The sequence below is a fragment of the Methanobrevibacter olleyae genome, from assembly GCF_900114585.1.
Taxonomy (GTDB): domain Archaea; phylum Methanobacteriota; class Methanobacteria; order Methanobacteriales; family Methanobacteriaceae; genus Methanobrevibacter; species Methanobrevibacter olleyae.
Genome location: NZ_FOTL01000010.1, coordinates 42,408 through 58,677, shown reverse-complemented (window position 1 = coordinate 58,677; position 16,270 = coordinate 42,408). Strand labels below are relative to the sequence as shown.

The window sequence follows — 16,270 nt, the reverse complement described above, 5'->3', positions numbered from 1 at the left end:
ATTGCCAGTTATATTGAGTATTCTTGTTGATAATTTTCCATCAAGTACATGGTTTTTACCATCAATAGTTATGGGCTTGTTAATAAGTATCTGTGAATCACCAGCAGAATAAGTATAATCTTTATCTAGAGTTAATATGTTATTCGCAGGTGTATTGTCGATTAAAGTTTGTAAATCTGTAAATGATGATCCTGTACCTTTTAAGTTATCCTCATTCATTACATTGTTGACTTCATCTTCTTTACCAGACTCTGAAGCTACTGCACTGTCATCACCTGTTCCAAGATTGACAGTATCTTCTACTGTTTCTGCATCTATAGTTTCCATGTTTTCATTTAAACCTATTTCAGGACTTGTATTCTCTTGTGCTGAGACAGCCGAAATAGATAAAAAAATTAAAAATAAAAACACTATAACAATTTTATTCAAATCATTTATCATTTTCATTTACCTCCAATTATTTTTTATTAATTTATTTAAATAAATGAAATTAAAAAGATAAATATGTACAAGTAATTAATAATAACTCTATACAACCACCTATAAATAATTAACGACACCGAATATAAAAAAAATTTATATGATTAAAATTAAACTAATATGTATATAATGCTATGATAATAGGTCGAATCAATAAAATATATTATAATATTATTATTTATCAAAAACTTTTTTTCTAAATCATTTTCATTTAAGGACATTTGCTAAAAATCTGATATCCTCTTTTTATGAAAAAAACTTTTTCTAGTCCAAATTAGGTCTTTAAAATATTTATATGGGATTTTGTTGAAAATGCCTATTTTTTATATTGAATTTTGCTTTTATTCTTAAATTCATTTTTCAAAGCCTCTTTTATTATTTTTTCTATACTATTAATATAACAAGGACTTTTCCAAATGAAAAAATCATCTTGGATTTAATTGTAATGAATAATCAAAATAAGATTGGATAACTAATATTTTCAGATATATGATAATTTTTATTCCTTTTTTAGTAAATAGGATTTATTTTTTAAATTTAAACTAATATTTCAACTATAACTAAATTTAAATCCTTTTTAAAACTTTATATTTTTTAGCAGATATCTAATTTCATGCTAAAAAGGATTTCAACAAAGTGAAAAATTAAAAAAAATAGTTAAAAAATAGCAAAATTTTTATATCATATAAAAATTAAATAGAAAAATAGAAATAGTAATAAAATTTTATAAAAAAATATTACTTTTTTATGGATTTTTTGATTATAGTAATAATTTTTAAATAATCATAAAAAAAATATGAGGGAGAAAATGTACGAACTTATTAAAGAATCAATTAACAGTGATGAAAGTGCTCTAGAATTAGCAAAATCAAAAAAAGATGTAGAATCTGTTGTAGATGCTATATCTGAGCTAAGCTTTAAAGAAACCATGAAACTTGGAACACGTTTTAAAAAATTTCCAATTGGATGCGATTTAACTGAAATAGTAGTTGGAACCTGTGCATCAGATTTAGAGAAGATGGATTTATTTGGCAACTGCTTACTTGCTAATATGATTGGAGCACCAATACACATTTGTGCATATGCATTCTCAGACATTGCAGAAAAATATGGCCAAAGAGGTGTTGAAATAATGGAAGAGGTTTATAATATCACGGATGTTCCATTAGATCTCGACCACTTTGGAAAATACGGTGCAATGAGATTCCCAAAGCATATAGTGGGATGTGGAGGAGACTGTTATAATCAAGGCCCTAACTTTACAGAATGTCCTAGAGGAAGAATACATGAAAGATTGATTGATAAAGAAAAATCTGAAGAGCTAGATAAAGAAACTTGGGTTAAGCTATCATCTTCTGTTGCAATTAATCTAAGTAGCGAACAAGGAAACGATGGACATGCTGCACCTCTAGAGGAAGCTAAAGATTTGGCAGCCCTTGCTAAAAAATATGGAAAAGGTTTAGAGGCTATAATGTTTGTTGGTGATGGATACGATGAGCTAATCACTGGATTTAAAAGAGCAATTGAAATGGAGGTAGATGTTTTTGTTATTGAAGGGGGGCCATTTAACCGTTGTGAAAATACTAACGAAGGTTTTGCAAAAGCAATAGCTATGAGCAGAATCCTATGTCCTGGAAAGGTTGTTGCTACTAATGGAGCTTATGAAAGTGAATGTAGAGCAGGGCTTAAATCTGGATTAAATGTAATAATTACCGGTTTTCCAAAAAACCACCATGGATATATGTGTGGCTTTGAACCTAAAACTGCAAGAAGAGGGAAATTTGGATTGCCTAGAGTAATTAAAATTATGAATGAAGAAAGTAAAGCAGGTCCTACAAGAGTCCCTATTCAAAGAGAAGAACTATTAGCTTTAACTCATGCAGTTAAACTTGCAGGTTCTGAAAATATATACCCAAAAACAATCGGCTCATTTGCAATAGGTGATGCACATTGGGTAACAATACAAAACTCTAAAATGTATAAAGAGATGAATATACCTATAAGTTTAGAAGAAATATCAAATAAGATTAATGGAGATTCAGTTTCATTACATGGAGGAAGATTCATTTCATGGCTTGTTGCAAAAGAATTAGATAAAAAAGGAGTTGAAGAGATTATAATTACTGACAGTGATCCATGGGTTGAAAAAGTTAGTGTTAACAATTTACAAGAGGAATTAAATGCAACAATCATCCCTGGACATAAAGATGATAAGAGTGTAGGGCTTATAGCTAAAGAATCCGTTATAACCACAACAATTCCTAAAATACATAATGCTATAAAGTCTAAAATTCCCCATGCAATAAATATTATCTAAAAAGATGAAAACTATTATAGAGAAATTAGATGAAAAAGATGAAAAGTATTTAAAAAAATAGTTTTATAGTTAGATGAAAAAGATGAAAAAAGCTAAAAAATAATACTAAAAAAGAAAAAATTATTAAAAAAGTAATACTTTTTTATATAAAAGTAATAAAGTTTTTATATGAAAAATTATAAAGTAAAATATGTGTTTAAAGAGAGCTATTTTTTAAACTTTATCGCTCAAATTAAAAAAAAAAAAAAATTACTCTTTAAACCTATAAGAACAATGTGTCACCTAAAACAAACATTGTTCTTACCCTTTTTAATAATACATAATAAAAATAATATTGAAAAAATATTAAAAAACCTATAAAAAAAATAATTAATTTATAATTAAATTACTAAATCAAACAAGCCAATTGCCCTCCATCGCTTTATTTTAAAATTTTAAGCTCATAGTTTTAATAAATCCCTAAAACTATTAATTAAATGTTTTTTAATTAAAATTTTGACTTTGTTGAAATCCTATTTTTTAGATTTATTTAGATGGATAAAATTCTTTTAACTTATAAAATAATAATTTTTATTTTAAAATTTTAAAGGACTTCAACAGAATCAAAATTTTTTAAATAATCTAACTTTTTTTAAACTATAACCTAAGCTATTTTTAATCATTTGATTTAAATACACATCAGATTTTAGGTTCTAATTTTTTAATAGCAAATCCTAAAAATACAATTATCATAGGGAAAAATAGAGAATAAAGAATTAAAATTAAGTCACTTGGTACTAAATCACCTATAATAACAGAAGATGCCAATAAGATTGTTAAAAGAATTACAGGTGCTAGAATAGCTAAAAAAGTATAAATCATAATAAATGCATTTAATTTTTCACCATGCTCTTTTAATTTCATCCTAATATCAAAATTAATATCTTCAGCAATTATACTTAAAGAACTTGATAAATTAGCACCAACCCTTAAGCTTGTTAAAATTTCATATATCACTCTTGATAAAGCTTGTGAATTAACTCTCTTTTCTAAGTTTAAAAATGCATTTTCTGTACTTTCACCGTATTTTATCTCTTCCAAGACCCTTGAAAACTCTAAAGACAGTACTTCATAATCTGAACTTGCAATAGAATCTAGAGAATCAAATAAGCTTTTTCCAGATCTTAACTCAGTAACTAATTGCCTTAAAGCGTAAGGTAGTTCTTTAGAAAATGAAGAGTGATCATTTTGTTTTTTAATCTTTGGATAATATAATATTCCAAAGGCAATCAAAGCAAATAAAAGAAGGATAGCTAATCCTAATTCTAATGATATGAAATAGCTGATTAAAGCTGCAATCATGGTTAGAATTGAAAATATTATTAGAATTATTCTTAAAATAAAGCTATAAAAATTAAATTCATTTATATTATTATATTGCTTATTTAGTAACTTATCATATCCATTATTTACTAAAAAACGAATAGTTTTTTCTTTAATATTTACAAAGAACTTATTTTGATAATTGTCAATATTTTCATTGGAATTGTTATCATTAATTTCTTTATTTAGATTATTTAGATTACTTACATTATTTATGCTTGAAAATATATTTTTAGACTTTTTAGGTGAGTTAGATATAGTTGAAGAAGAATTGCTGAAATATTTATTTTCTAATTCTTCAAAAATACTATCATTTTTAAAGAAATTATTAATTCTTGATTTAAATGATAAGTTAGCTAAATCATTTTTAGGGTAGTCTAAGTTGTTTTTATTATTTTCCCCAAAGACTACTTTAGAATCCTCTTTAAAGTCACCTTCATAATTCTCTTTATTTACAAAATTGTCTCCATCATTAAATTTATTTAAACATAAAAGAATTAAATCAATGATTTTTAAGAAAAGACCTATTAATAAATCACTAATTTGAATAAAAAATTCATCAAAAATAATAATCACCTAAACTCAAAAATACCTAGATAAATTAACTATTAAAATATAAAAAATACAGATAAATAAAATTAAAATTTTATATAAACTATCAATTTAATTTAAGGCAAATCTCATTTAACACATAGTCTGGATTGAGATAATAATTTTCAAGAATATTAGATATATCTTTTTGTGAAGAAATATCATTTTCAACTAAATAATTCAAAACTAATTGTCTATTTTCCCACTCTTTATTGAGAACTGTAATATTAACTCCTTTTAAATTAGCTATTTCTTCTAATGTTTTGCTAACTATAGTTAGATTTTGAAACTCATCCTTTTCACTATCCCACTGAAACAGTTTGCTTAACTGAATAGTTCCTTCTTCAATGCCAACAAGCTCTGCAATTTCTGTAATTCTCCTAAAAGAAATTCCATCCGAGCGATAAATTCTCCTTTCCATAATTATAAAATCAATTGAAGAAATCATTATTTTAGGAACATTCATTGGAGCATTTGTGAGCCTTGTAATAGTTTCACGAGAGTTATTTGCATGTAAAGTCCCAAAACCAGAATGCCCAGTATTTAATGCTGTAAACAATGTAATAGCTTCCTTTCCCCTAACTTCCCCAACGATGATTCTATCTGGCCTTTGTCTTAGAGAGTTTTTAACCAAATCTTCAATAGTTATTTCACCTTGATTTTCAATATTTACAGTGCGTGCTTCCATTCTTAATATATGTTTATGTGGAATTTGAAGCTCTAAAGTATCTTCAATTGTAATAATACGTTCTTTTGGATTAATAAATATTGATAAAGCATTTAATAAAGTTGTTTTACCAGAACTTGTTCCACCAGAGACTATAATATTTGCAGGTTTTACACCAAGCCCATCAACACACAGCCATAAAAATGCAGCAATTTCACTATTTAAAGTGTTGTATTTAATTAAATCAACAATAGTTAAAGGATTTTTTTTAAATTTGCGAATTGTAATAGTTGGGCCATTAGCAGATAAAGGAGGAATAGTTGCATTTACCCTTGAGCCATTAGATAGTCTTGCATCTAAAATAGGTGATTGCTGATCTATTCTCCGATTAGTTTCACGAGCTATTGAATCGATAATATTCATTATCTTTTCTTCATCTTCAAAGAATAAGTCTGTTTCCATCATACCATAATTTCTATGATAGACAAAAACAGGTTTATTTACACCGATAACCATTATTTCCTCTAAATTATCATCATTTATTAGAGAGCTAATTTCCCCATAGCCAATAAGCTCTTTAAGCATATTTTTAGCTAAATTTTCTTTATACCCATAGTCAAATCTATTTTCTAATCGATTATCTAAAAAACGAATTATATCTTTTAATATTAATTCTTCATTAAAAGAAGACATCTGCTGTGAAATAGCTAAATCAATCAAATCCTCTCTTAAGTCTTCTAATATGAGTTCCTCTTCATCTGAAAAGTTAAATTTTAAAACCTTATAAAGTGGAATGAAATTATTTTCCATAAAACCACCAAACCATCTAAAAACAAAATCTCACTAAAAACCACCAAACCATCTAAAAACCAAATAAAAGTGTTAAATCTTTTCTATTAAATGTACATTTGCATATAAACTATAATGGCAGGTAAAATTAAAACTCCCATTAAATGTGATTTGCTTAGTCCTAAATAATGAGGAACTAAACCCATAGCAGTTGTAGTTATTAAAGCAAGGGTAAGGTATAATATTGGTCCTTCGTAAATTACAGCAAAAGAATACAGTATTAAAATCATTAGTAAAATTACTACAATTGAAAGCTTTTTATAATCTATTCCCTCCATGAGATTTGAAAAAATATCTCCTAATCTTAAACAAATCATCAAAGATATTGAAACTGCAATTAAAGAAGCAAAAGTGAAAATCAATAAATGAGATAAAGTGAATTCTGATATTAAATAAGACATATAAACAGCAATTCCGCTCCTAGGATTACCAATTAAATAAATAGCTATTAGTGAGAAGAGAGTATCTGAAGTATTTAATCCACTATTAGCTAAAAGGAAATTTTTTGTATCATCACTTTCATCACTTCTTCCACATGCTCCTTGAGCTATAATACTTCCTTGAGCAGGACCGAATCCTGGTAAAAATCCTAAAATAGCTCCAGCTGTTCCTCCTGCAAAAATACTTTTAATAGCATCTTTATCTATAACTAAATCATAGAATCTATTTTGATGAGGAATTGAAGAGCTATCATTTAAACTAAATAAAATTGTACTAATCCCGAACAATCCGCTGAAGAGGAACATTAGAGAGATTCCAGAAGATATGGGGGTTTGAAGCATTAGCCAACCTAATATACCAGATAAGACAAAAAGGAGGAGTGACCATAGAAAGGCAATATTACCTGAACTAAGCCTATGAATCATATATATTGATACTATGGTTAAAATAATCCAAGTATATGGTTTAGATATTCCCTGTAGAAAAGGCAGTGCCAATGCAAAAATAGGCATCATTATAATTACTACAAGAATAGCACCAAACCCTCCAACTGAAACTATGCGAATAGCTTCCTTAGATCTTCCTTCTAAAACCATCCTATGTCCTGGAAGAATGGATGTAGCGGTTCCTTCCTCAGGAACACCAAGTAACATTGATGGAACAAATTCGATTAAAGCATGAGCTATTGACATCGAAACAAAAACAACACATAAAAATTCTGCAGATATGTAGCTTAATAAAAGTGCAGAAGATGCAAACATGATAGCACCTGCAGTATTAACATGTATTCCTGGAATCATCCCAGTGCAAGTTCCTATTACTATGCCAATGAAAGATGCTATAATCAAATCGAACATTTAAACACCAAATTTATTTTGCTAATTTAAGCAGTTCCAATACAATAAGTAATTTATACGAACTTATATTTAAATTAAACGGTTAAAAATGACTTAAATATTAAAATAACATTAGAAAATTAATATTATTTTAAAAAAATGATTTTTAGTTATTAAATTTATTAAAAAATAGAAATTATAATGAATCAGCTAAATTGTTTTAATATTAAAACAATACGACTAAGAAAATGAAAATCACATTTAAATAGAAAATTATATGAAACTATAAAAATATAGAAAAGAAATTATTAAAAAAAGAGAATGAAATAAAAAAAGAAAAAGAATAAATTAATTATTCTAAAATAACAGCTGGTTTAATTAAATCACGTGGTTTATCTCTCATGATAATCATTGCTTCATAAATATCATCAAAGTTAGTAAATCTGTGAGTAATTAATTTACTTGAATCAAAACGGCCGTATTCTACTAATTTTACGAGCTGTTCCATTCTAGCACGTCCACCAGGACATACTCCACCACGGATTGTTTTATCAGCAAGTCCAGCACCCCATGCAAGTGCAGGTAATGGAATAGATTCAACACCATCATAGTGGTTTACATTACCAATGATACCACCAACTTTTAAAACTTCTAAAGCTTCTCCAATAGTATTTGCATTTCCACCTGCTACAATTACTTTATCTACACCTTCACCATCAGTTAAATCCATAATTTGCTCTACGGTATCTCCATCATGATAGTCAACAATTTCAGATGCACCATATTCTTTTGCAACTTTAACTGATACTGGCCTACTTCCTACAGCAAGAATCCTTGATGCACCCATAAAGTGTGCTCCTGCTACACCCATAAGTCCTACAGGTCCAATACCAAATACAGCAACAGTTTCTCCAGGTTTAATTTCTGCAAGTTCTGCACCATAGAAACCAGTAGTCATCATATCGGAAATCATTACTGCTTGATCAAGAGAAACATTATCTGGCAAGTGTGCTAAGTTACCATCTGCACCATTAACATTAAAGTATTCTGCAAATGTTCCATCTTTAAATGTAATAAAGCTCATTCCAGTACCCATTCCATAACAATGCTGACCAAATCCTTTTTGTGCAGGGCTAGTATTCCAATCAGGAGTAATTGCCGGTACAATTACACGGTCTCCAGGCTTGAAATCTTTTACATATTCACCTACTTCTTCAACAACACCTGTTGATTCATGTCCAAGAATACGGTTTGGAGCATCACTCATGTATGCATTTCCCCAAACGATATGTACATCTGATGTACAAGGTGCAAGTGCGATTGGTCTTACAATTGCATCATAAGGTCCACATTTTGGTTTATCTTTTTCAACCCAATCCATTTCATCTTGAGCTATTCTTGCTAATCCTTTCATTTTTATCTCTCCTAAATAGTTATTTAAGAGTTGATTTATTTCTGGAATAAGCTGGAAATATATCAGCTCTAATAATAGTTTAGTTATTTAGTTATTTAAATCTTTATATTTAAATGAATATTTTTCAGTTAAATATTAAAAAAACTAGAAATAAGCCTAAATAAAAAAATCTTAAATGAATATAATTCAATATATTAGGATAAATATATCAATCATTTAATTAAAATAGAAAAAATATAACAATATTATAAAATAAAAAATTATTTTAAAACAGTTAAAAAAGAATAAATTAACAATAAAAATAGCAAAATAAAAGAACCTTAAAAAAGGACTATAATAAAATATAATATTTAAAAAGAGAATAGAAAATAAAATAAGTAATTCAAATGAATTACATTAATCTTCTAGAATCAGTGATTTCTGCACTAGCTACATCAGCTAAAGCAATGATAGCTTCTTCAGTAGGTCCAGTTCCACCTTCACCGTCTTCTACGATAAATACAACATTTAAAGCTACTAAACCAAATGCAATAGGTTCTTCAGTAATTTCATGTAATTCTGCATCTTCAGGTATTGCACCAGTAATTGCTACTTTTAATGCTTCTAAATCTACTTCAGGATTTTCTGGCATTACTTTTAAAGTATTTACAACTTCTCCCATAATCATTCCTCCAATGATTTAATAAATTCATAAATATAATTTTTCTAAATTTTAATATTTAAATAATTTAAATAGCTAAAATAAACTAAATAACTATTAATTTAGCTATATAATTTAAATAGCTAAAATAAGCTAAATAAATTATTAATTTAAATTATTTTTAAATATAACCACTAATCCTATGGCCCTTCAAATCCACATTCGCATTTGTAAGAGTGACCGAAAGTACGGCAACTTTCACATCTTGCGATAGGTTTACCACATTCTGGACAGTTGAATTGAACATAAGGCTCAATTAATGGTATTTCTTGTTTACAAGACTGACAGTTTACTTTTTCCATATATATCACCAAATATATTATAAATCTTTAATTTATTAATTTATAAATTTAACCATTAATTAAATCCATAATTAAATAAATATAAATCTAATATTCTTTACCTCTAAAAAAGATAGTTTGATTGTTATATGTTCATTAATTATTTATTATGTATAAAAGTACAATCAAATGAACCATCTGAAGTTTTATTATTCATTATGGATAAAACTCTTTGAGGGTATTCACCATTAACAACATAACAATCTAATCCATAGTCAATTAATAAAGTAGGCAACATTAAATCAATTGATGATTCATCAAAAGTTAGTAGTTTATTTACATCAATTTCTTTAATTAGTTCTGCTCCACTTAAAGATGGATCTTTAGTATATATACCATTTACATTTGTTGCTATTAAAAGTTTTGCATTTAAAAGATTTGCAATATAAGCTGCAATTGAATCAGAGCTAATATCCCATGAATGTCTAAAAGGTTCATGCTCTTTTAGAATCTCTGAACAAATCATAATTGGTATTTTATTAGAATTAGATATACTATTGGCTTTTTTTATTGTATAACTAATTTCTGTAAATGCTAATTTATCATTCAGCAATTTAGCTAAGATATCCATTGAATCGATTGCTGTCTCATGAGTTACATCCTCTGAAAATTCCATTTCAGAATCATATTTTCTAATAAGATTAGCAAATTCCCCTCCACCAATAAGAAATAAACAATTTTGGCCTTTAAGTGCATCGGCTAATTCAATAGCTTTTTTTGGGAATAAGCTTCCACCAATCTTAATAACCCATTCAATAATAATATCACAACTGAATGTTAAATAATTTATAAAAATTAAATTAAAAAATACTTATAAAAATAGCATCTATTAATTATTTATTTTTTGCATTATATATATCTTAGTATTTTTTAAGAAAGCTTTAAAATAATCTTGTAAAAGAAGCTAAAAAAATAAAAATTAAACATTATTGAATTTAAAAAAAAATTAAAAAAATAAAAACTAAACATCATTATTAAAATATCTAGTAAAAATGTATGCGAGTATTGAACCTGCGAAGTTTTGCCACACTGAATATAAAGCTCCAGGAACCGTTGCTAAAGTTAAATCTGGAAAATGTGTTTTTGCAAGACTTGTAGATAATCCAGAATTTTGGAAAGCTATTTCAATAGCTATGGTAATCATTTGTTTGGTATTCACACCAGATAAATATGCAAGAACAAAACCTAACAATGTTCCTAAAGAGTATTGTAAAATAATAACTACAATTATTATAAGAGATGAACTGATGATAGCCTCTTTATTTGCTCCAATTACACCTGCAACAATTGTTGCAATTACAATAGAAGATAAAGCAGGTAAAAAGTCATTCAATTTCTCACAGAACTTAGGGAATCTATAGTTAAGGAATAAGCCCATAGCAATTGGAATGATTACAATCTGGAAAATTGAAATAAACATATCAACTGGGCTAAATGAAATAGTGCTACCAATCAATAGCAAAGTAATTATTGGAGTTAAAATCGGTGAAATTAAAGTAGATACAGCAGTTAAAGAGACAGATAATGCTAGATCCCCTTTAGCAAGAAAAGTTATAAGATCTGATGCCGTTCCTCCTGGAACCGTTCCAACAAGAATTAAGCCAACAGTTAAGCCTAAATCCAATGAGAAGAGAGTGGCAAGTGCAAAAGATATTAGAGGCATTATAAAATATTGTATAGAAACACCGATTAAAATCTCCTTAGGGCTTTTAAAAACATTTAGAAAATTATCTAATTTTAATGTAGTACCCATAGCAAAAATAATTAGGCCTAAAAGTATATTTATTAGATTTACTCCCATAAACTCATCTAAAACCCAATTAAATGAACTTGGATAAATTAGGGAAATAAGTATTGCTATTAGTATAACCATAAAAAAATATTTTTCAATAAATTTAAAGACCTTTTTCATAAGTTTAATATTTGTTAATAATATAAATAAAATTTTTTTATTCTAATGTTTTTAAAAGAGAATTAAAAATAAGTAAAAAAATACTTAAAAAGTGAAAATAACTAAAAATAAATAAAAAAAAATACTAAAAAAGTAAAAATAAGTGAAAATAAGTAAAGAAATGCTAAAATATAAAAAATTATAATAGCTTTAATTCACCAGTAATTTCCTCTAAAACATCATCTTCATCAGGACCTAATCCTAAAACAGTTATGGTTGATTCTGGAATTTGAGTTCTTCCAGCATCTGTAACTAAATAATAGGCAATCCCTTTAGCTTGAGCCATATTTCTAATTTCTAAGAGACATTCTAAGGAAGGTACTTTTAAAACCACTTTTGCATAAGCTTCATTTTCCCATTTTCTTATCTTATCTTTATCAGCTCTTTTATAAGCACCTATAGCTGCATGGCAACATTGAGCAGCCATTTTACCTTTGCCCATCTTTAAGTCTGTTCTTATAATCATTACCTGTTTCATTTAAATCCCAAAATAGCTAAATTTCAATTAATTAATAAATTAATTATTAAAAAAAGTTAGTTAATTAATCATATATTAAACTCAAAATTATTTAAATTTAACTTTAAAGTGATTAAAAAAGATTAGGGAAATGATTTTTCAATAAAATTAAATAAAAAATTAAATAATGCAAAATTATTATAAACTATTAAAAACAAATTATATCTATTATAAATTATTAACAATTAATTTAAAAAATTTTAATTTTATATTAAAAAAATTTTATATTATTAAAAAATTTTATATTATTAAAAAATTTTATATTAAAAAAATTTTATATTATTAAAAAATTTTATATTGAAAAATAAAACTTATCAATTATTATTAGAATATATGGAGATAAAATGAGTAGAATTTCTATTTTAGACAAGGACAAGTGTCAGCCTAAAAAATGTAACTATGTATGTATGCACTATTGTCCTGGTGTGCGTATGGAAGAAGATACAATTGTAATCGATGAAAAGACTAAAAAGCCACTTATCTCAGAAGAGTTATGTTCTGGATGTGGTATTTGTACCAACAGATGCCCATTTGGTGCAGTTAGTGTTATTAACTTACCAGAAGCTCTTGATGAGCCGGTTCACAGATATGGGCAAAACAGTTTTGAATTATTTGGCCTGCCAAGCTTAAAAGAAGGAACTGTCTTAGGTCTGCTTGGGCAGAATGGTATTGGTAAATCCACCATTATGAGAATATTATCTGGAGAATTGATTCCGAACTTAGGAAACTATGAAGAAGAAGCTTCTTGGGATAAAGTAATTGATTACTATAAAGGCTCAACATTGCAGAATTACTTTAAATCACTAGAAGCTGGTGAAATAAAAACCATCCATAAACCACAAATGGTAGATCAACTTTCAAAGGTCATAAAGGGTAATGTAAAAACCTTACTTTCAAATGTTGATGAAAGAGCTAAATTAGGTGAAATAGTAGATGACCTTGACTTAAAAAATGTGCTTGAAAGAGATATGCAAAATTTAAGTGGTGGGGAACTTCAAAGAGTAGCTATTGCCGCTACAGTTCTTCGTGAAGGTGATTTCTACTACTTCGATGAACCAACATCTTGGTTAGATGTACGCCAAAGACTTAATGCTGTAAAAGTAATCCGTTCTCTTGCTGAAGCAGGTAAATCTGTACTTGTAATTGAGCATGACTTAGCTACCTTAGATGCTATGAGCGATAATGTTCATTTATTGTATGGTGAGCCTGGAGGATACGGTGTGGTATCTGGTAATAAAGGTGTAAGAGTAGGAATAAATGCATACATTAACGGCTTCTTACAGGAAGAAAATGTTAGAATTAGAAAGCAAGCCATTGAATTCAGTATCCGTCCACCTACACCTGAAGAGGATGGTGAAGTTTTAAGTGAATATAGCAAGCTTAGAAAGGAATATGATGGATTTACATTAGAAGCAGAAGCAGGAAAAATCTATCATGATGAAATTGTTACAGCATTCGGTTCAAATGGTATTGGAAAAACAACCTTTGCTAAAATATTAGCCGGAGTTGAAAAAGCAAGTGAAGGAGACATTATAGAAAAGGTAGATATTGCATACAAACCACAGTACATTGAATCTGACTTTGATGGAACTGCACAAGAGTTCTTATATGCAAATGCCCCTAACTATGGCTCTAATATCTTTAATAGTGAAATAGCTAAGCCACTTGCCTTAGATAATTTACTTGATAAAAAGATTAAAAAATTAAGCGGAGGGGAGCTTCAAAGGCTAGCACTTGCTGTTACATTATCAAAAGATGCAGACATTTATCTTTTCGACGAACCTACTGCATTTTTAGATGTGGAACAAAGATTAATAGCAGCTCGTGTTATTAGAAAAATAGTTGAAAGTAGAAATGCCGCATCTTTAATTGTAGATCACGATATTGTGTTTATTGATTATATTTCAGATAGAGCCATGGTATTTAGTGGAGAACCTGGATTAAATGGTATCGCTTCTAAACCCTCAGATTTAAGAACTTCTATGAATCAATTCCTAGGAGATCTAGATATTACATTTAGAAGAGATAAAGAAACTAAACGCCCAAGAGTGAATAAATATGATTCTTACCTTGATAGGGAACAAAAAGAACAAGGTGAGTATTACTACTTAAAAGACTAGAAAGAGAAGATTGTATAAAAGTTTTTAGATTAAATCTAAAAGCCATTATACTTTTTTAAAACTATTTTAGTCTTTTTAAAGGTTTTATAATATGTGAATTATATTTCATGTAATTACATGAAAATTATAAAAAAATAGCTTAAAAAAGTTAAAATAAAAAATAGGAATAAGTTATAAAAATTATGAAAAAATCTGAAAACAATAAACTAGTAATCTATTAAAAAAAAAAATAGAAAAAAATTGAAAACAATAAACTAGTAATCTATTAAAAAAAAAAGAAAAAATAAACCAAATAATAAAATCATTTAGTTCTTAAAGCTTCAACAGCTAATACAAATTCACGAGCAAATACTTTTACCTTTTCAGGGTCAATTGAATAGCTTACCCTCAAATATCTGTCTCCAAAAGTATTACTTGTATAAGAGCCTTGCCTTGTAAATACCTTTTTCTCAATTAAGTATGAAGACATATCTTCAGGGTCAATTCCTGCACCAGATAAATCAATAACCATCATGTTTGCACTTGATGGATAAACTGGCAAGAAAACACCTTCACATTTATCAACCGCTTCTTTAATGATTTTTTGGTTTTCAAATGTAGTTTCCTTAACCCTTTCAGCCCATTGGTCTTTAGATTTTAAAGCAGCTAATGCAGCAGCTTGTGCAACTATACTGGTACCTACATCATTTATAATAATGCTTTTTACAACATCAATAAACTCTTTTGAGGATATAACAGCACCTAATCTTAAGCCTGCCATACCAAATATTTTAGAGAAGCTATAAGTGGTTATAGTATTATTTGGAGCATATTTAGCAGCAATAGTATGCTTTTGAGCAAAGTCCCTATAAGTTACATCATGTAATAGGAATAAGTCATTTTCTATAGCGATTTCTGCAAATTCCTTAATTTCTTCTTCAGTGTAAGAACTTCCAAGTGGGTTTAATGGATCAATTAAAAGAATAACTTTAGTATTTTCATCCATGTTTTCACGTACAAGTTTAGGAGTTAATTTATAGTTGTTTTCTTCACTATAAATTTTCACTGCCCTTACTTCAGAAGCAAATCTACTTGCAAAATTATCAATAATAAGATATCCCGGATCTGGAGTTATTACATTATCTCCTTTAGATAAAACAGCATTCATGGCAAGGTATAATGATTCAGTTGCACCTGCATTAATATATATACTTAAATCTTCTAATTCTAAATCCTTTAAAATCAGAGATTGCAGTTCTGTAAATCCTTCTGGAGGTGGGTACTTACAGTATTCATCACTTTCAATACATTCAATCATCGCTTTATGAACATCTTCATTGTGACCAATATGTAATTCATTTGTATTTTGACCCATCCAAATCATTTCTTTATCACCAAAAACAGCTTCAAAAAAATGGTTTGCAGATTCATAGCCATCTGGAATAATTTTAGCTGCTTTTGCATACTTTTTCTTTTGGATCATCCTATCACAAATCCTATATTTCAATAATTAAAAAAATTTAAAAATAATTTAACAATATCATTTATTTAGTTAAGTAACCAAGTTTTTAATATAATTAAACTGATTATGTTTTCAAAAGAACATATAACATTATATTATCTATTAAAAGTTACATATAAAATTATTTATAAAAATTAGGCAGATTAAAGGAAATTATTAAGAAAAATAAAAAAAGTAATAAAA

Annotated in this window: 13 protein-coding genes; 2 read left to right on the top strand and 11 right to left on the bottom strand. The window is 27.6% G+C overall.

The genetic code is table 11. From position 1 onward, the window contains the following. Window positions 1-441, bottom strand: a 441-nt coding sequence (locus BM020_RS04365) for a hypothetical protein (protein WP_143743954.1), incomplete at its 3' end; no start/stop codon positions are given. Window positions 442-1,288: 847 nt separating this feature from the next. Between BM020_RS04365 and hmdC the strand changes: the two genes are divergently transcribed. Then, a complete protein-coding gene (gene hmdC, locus BM020_RS04360; RefSeq protein WP_074798367.1) occupies window positions 1,289-2,797 on the top strand; it encodes a 5,10-methenyltetrahydromethanopterin hydrogenase cofactor biosynthesis protein HmdC in 1,509 nt (502 codons plus the stop codon). A 678-nt stretch (window positions 2,798-3,475) separates the two neighbouring features. Here the strand turns inward: hmdC and BM020_RS09815 are convergent. The 9 genes from BM020_RS09815 to pth2 all read right to left on the bottom strand — a co-directional run bounded on the left by BM020_RS09815 (window position 3,476) and on the right by pth2 (window position 12,427). Next, window positions 3,476-4,735 carry a type II secretion system F family protein gene (locus tag BM020_RS09815; RefSeq protein ID WP_067145424.1) on the bottom strand — a complete coding sequence of 420 codons (1,260 nt, stop codon included), beginning with the start codon at window positions 4,733-4,735 and terminating at the stop codon, window positions 3,476-3,478. An 82-nt stretch (window positions 4,736-4,817) separates the two neighbouring features. Next, entirely contained in the window at window positions 4,818-6,227 is a 1,410-nt protein-coding gene (locus BM020_RS04350; protein ID WP_067145422.1) for a TadA family conjugal transfer-associated ATPase, read from the bottom strand. A gap of 86 nt (window positions 6,228-6,313) precedes the next feature. Next, window positions 6,314-7,564 carry a tripartite tricarboxylate transporter permease gene (locus BM020_RS04345; protein ID WP_074798365.1) on the bottom strand — a complete coding sequence of 417 codons (1,251 nt, stop codon included), beginning with the start codon at window positions 7,562-7,564 and terminating at the stop codon, window positions 6,314-6,316. 331 nt (window positions 7,565-7,895) lie between these two features. After that, on the bottom strand, window positions 7,896-8,957 hold the full coding sequence (locus BM020_RS04340) for an NAD(P)-dependent alcohol dehydrogenase (RefSeq protein ID WP_074798363.1): 1,062 nt from the start codon (window positions 8,955-8,957) through the stop codon (window positions 7,896-7,898). 391 nt (window positions 8,958-9,348) lie between these two features. Next, complete coding sequence (locus BM020_RS04335) at window positions 9,349-9,618, bottom strand: elongation factor 1-beta (RefSeq protein WP_067145418.1); 270 nt, start codon at window positions 9,616-9,618, stop codon at window positions 9,349-9,351. Window positions 9,619-9,797: 179 nt separating this feature from the next. Continuing rightward, window positions 9,798-9,959 carry a zinc finger domain-containing protein gene (locus BM020_RS04330; protein WP_067145415.1) on the bottom strand — a complete coding sequence of 54 codons (162 nt, stop codon included), beginning with the start codon at window positions 9,957-9,959 and terminating at the stop codon, window positions 9,798-9,800. Window positions 9,960-10,098: 139 nt separating this feature from the next. Next, window positions 10,099-10,737, bottom strand: a complete 639-nt coding sequence (locus BM020_RS04325) for an amino acid kinase family protein (RefSeq protein WP_268765970.1) — start codon at window positions 10,735-10,737, stop codon at window positions 10,099-10,101. Between the two features lie 222 nt (window positions 10,738-10,959). Continuing rightward, entirely contained in the window at window positions 10,960-11,871 is a 912-nt protein-coding gene (locus BM020_RS04320; protein WP_234970513.1) for a bile acid:sodium symporter family protein, read from the bottom strand. 217 nt (window positions 11,872-12,088) lie between these two features. Continuing rightward, complete coding sequence (pth2, locus tag BM020_RS04315) at window positions 12,089-12,427, bottom strand: aminoacyl-tRNA hydrolase (protein WP_074798357.1); 339 nt, start codon at window positions 12,425-12,427, stop codon at window positions 12,089-12,091. A 383-nt stretch (window positions 12,428-12,810) separates the two neighbouring features. Between pth2 and BM020_RS04310 the strand changes: the two genes are divergently transcribed. After that, a complete protein-coding gene (locus tag BM020_RS04310; RefSeq protein WP_067145407.1) occupies window positions 12,811-14,586 on the top strand; it encodes a ribosome biogenesis/translation initiation ATPase RLI in 1,776 nt (591 codons plus the stop codon). Window positions 14,587-14,887: 301 nt separating this feature from the next. Here BM020_RS04310 and BM020_RS04305 read toward each other — a convergent pair whose 3' ends face one another. Beyond that, window positions 14,888-16,048, bottom strand: coding sequence for a pyridoxal phosphate-dependent aminotransferase (locus tag BM020_RS04305; protein WP_067145405.1), 1,161 nt, complete (start codon window positions 16,046-16,048; stop codon window positions 14,888-14,890). Between the last annotated feature and the right edge of the window lie 222 nt (window positions 16,049-16,270).

Bases quoted from the DNA above. Each gene is read 5' to 3' on its own strand.
- hmdC (WP_074798367.1), top strand. From the start codon at position 1,289: ATGTACGAACTTATTAAAGAATCAATTAACAGTGATGAAAGTGCTCTA.
- BM020_RS04350 (WP_067145422.1), bottom strand. From the start codon at position 6,227: ATGGAAAATAATTTCATTCCACTTTATAAGGTTTTAAAATTTAACTTT.
- BM020_RS04345 (WP_074798365.1), bottom strand. From the start codon at position 7,564: ATGTTCGATTTGATTATAGCATCTTTCATTGGCATAGTAATAGGAACT.
- BM020_RS04340 (WP_074798363.1), bottom strand. From the start codon at position 8,957: ATGAAAGGATTAGCAAGAATAGCTCAAGATGAAATGGATTGGGTTGAA.
- BM020_RS04335 (WP_067145418.1), bottom strand. From the start codon at position 9,618: ATGGGAGAAGTTGTAAATACTTTAAAAGTAATGCCAGAAAATCCTGAA.
- BM020_RS04330 (WP_067145415.1), bottom strand. From the start codon at position 9,959: ATGGAAAAAGTAAACTGTCAGTCTTGTAAACAAGAAATACCATTAATT.
- BM020_RS04320 (WP_234970513.1), bottom strand. From the start codon at position 11,871: ATGGTTATACTAATAGCAATACTTATTTCCCTAATTTATCCAAGTTCA.
- pth2 (WP_074798357.1), bottom strand. From the start codon at position 12,427: ATGAAACAGGTAATGATTATAAGAACAGACTTAAAGATGGGCAAAGGT.
- BM020_RS04310 (WP_067145407.1), top strand. From the start codon at position 12,811: ATGAGTAGAATTTCTATTTTAGACAAGGACAAGTGTCAGCCTAAAAAA.
- BM020_RS04305 (WP_067145405.1), bottom strand. From the start codon at position 16,048: ATGATCCAAAAGAAAAAGTATGCAAAAGCAGCTAAAATTATTCCAGAT.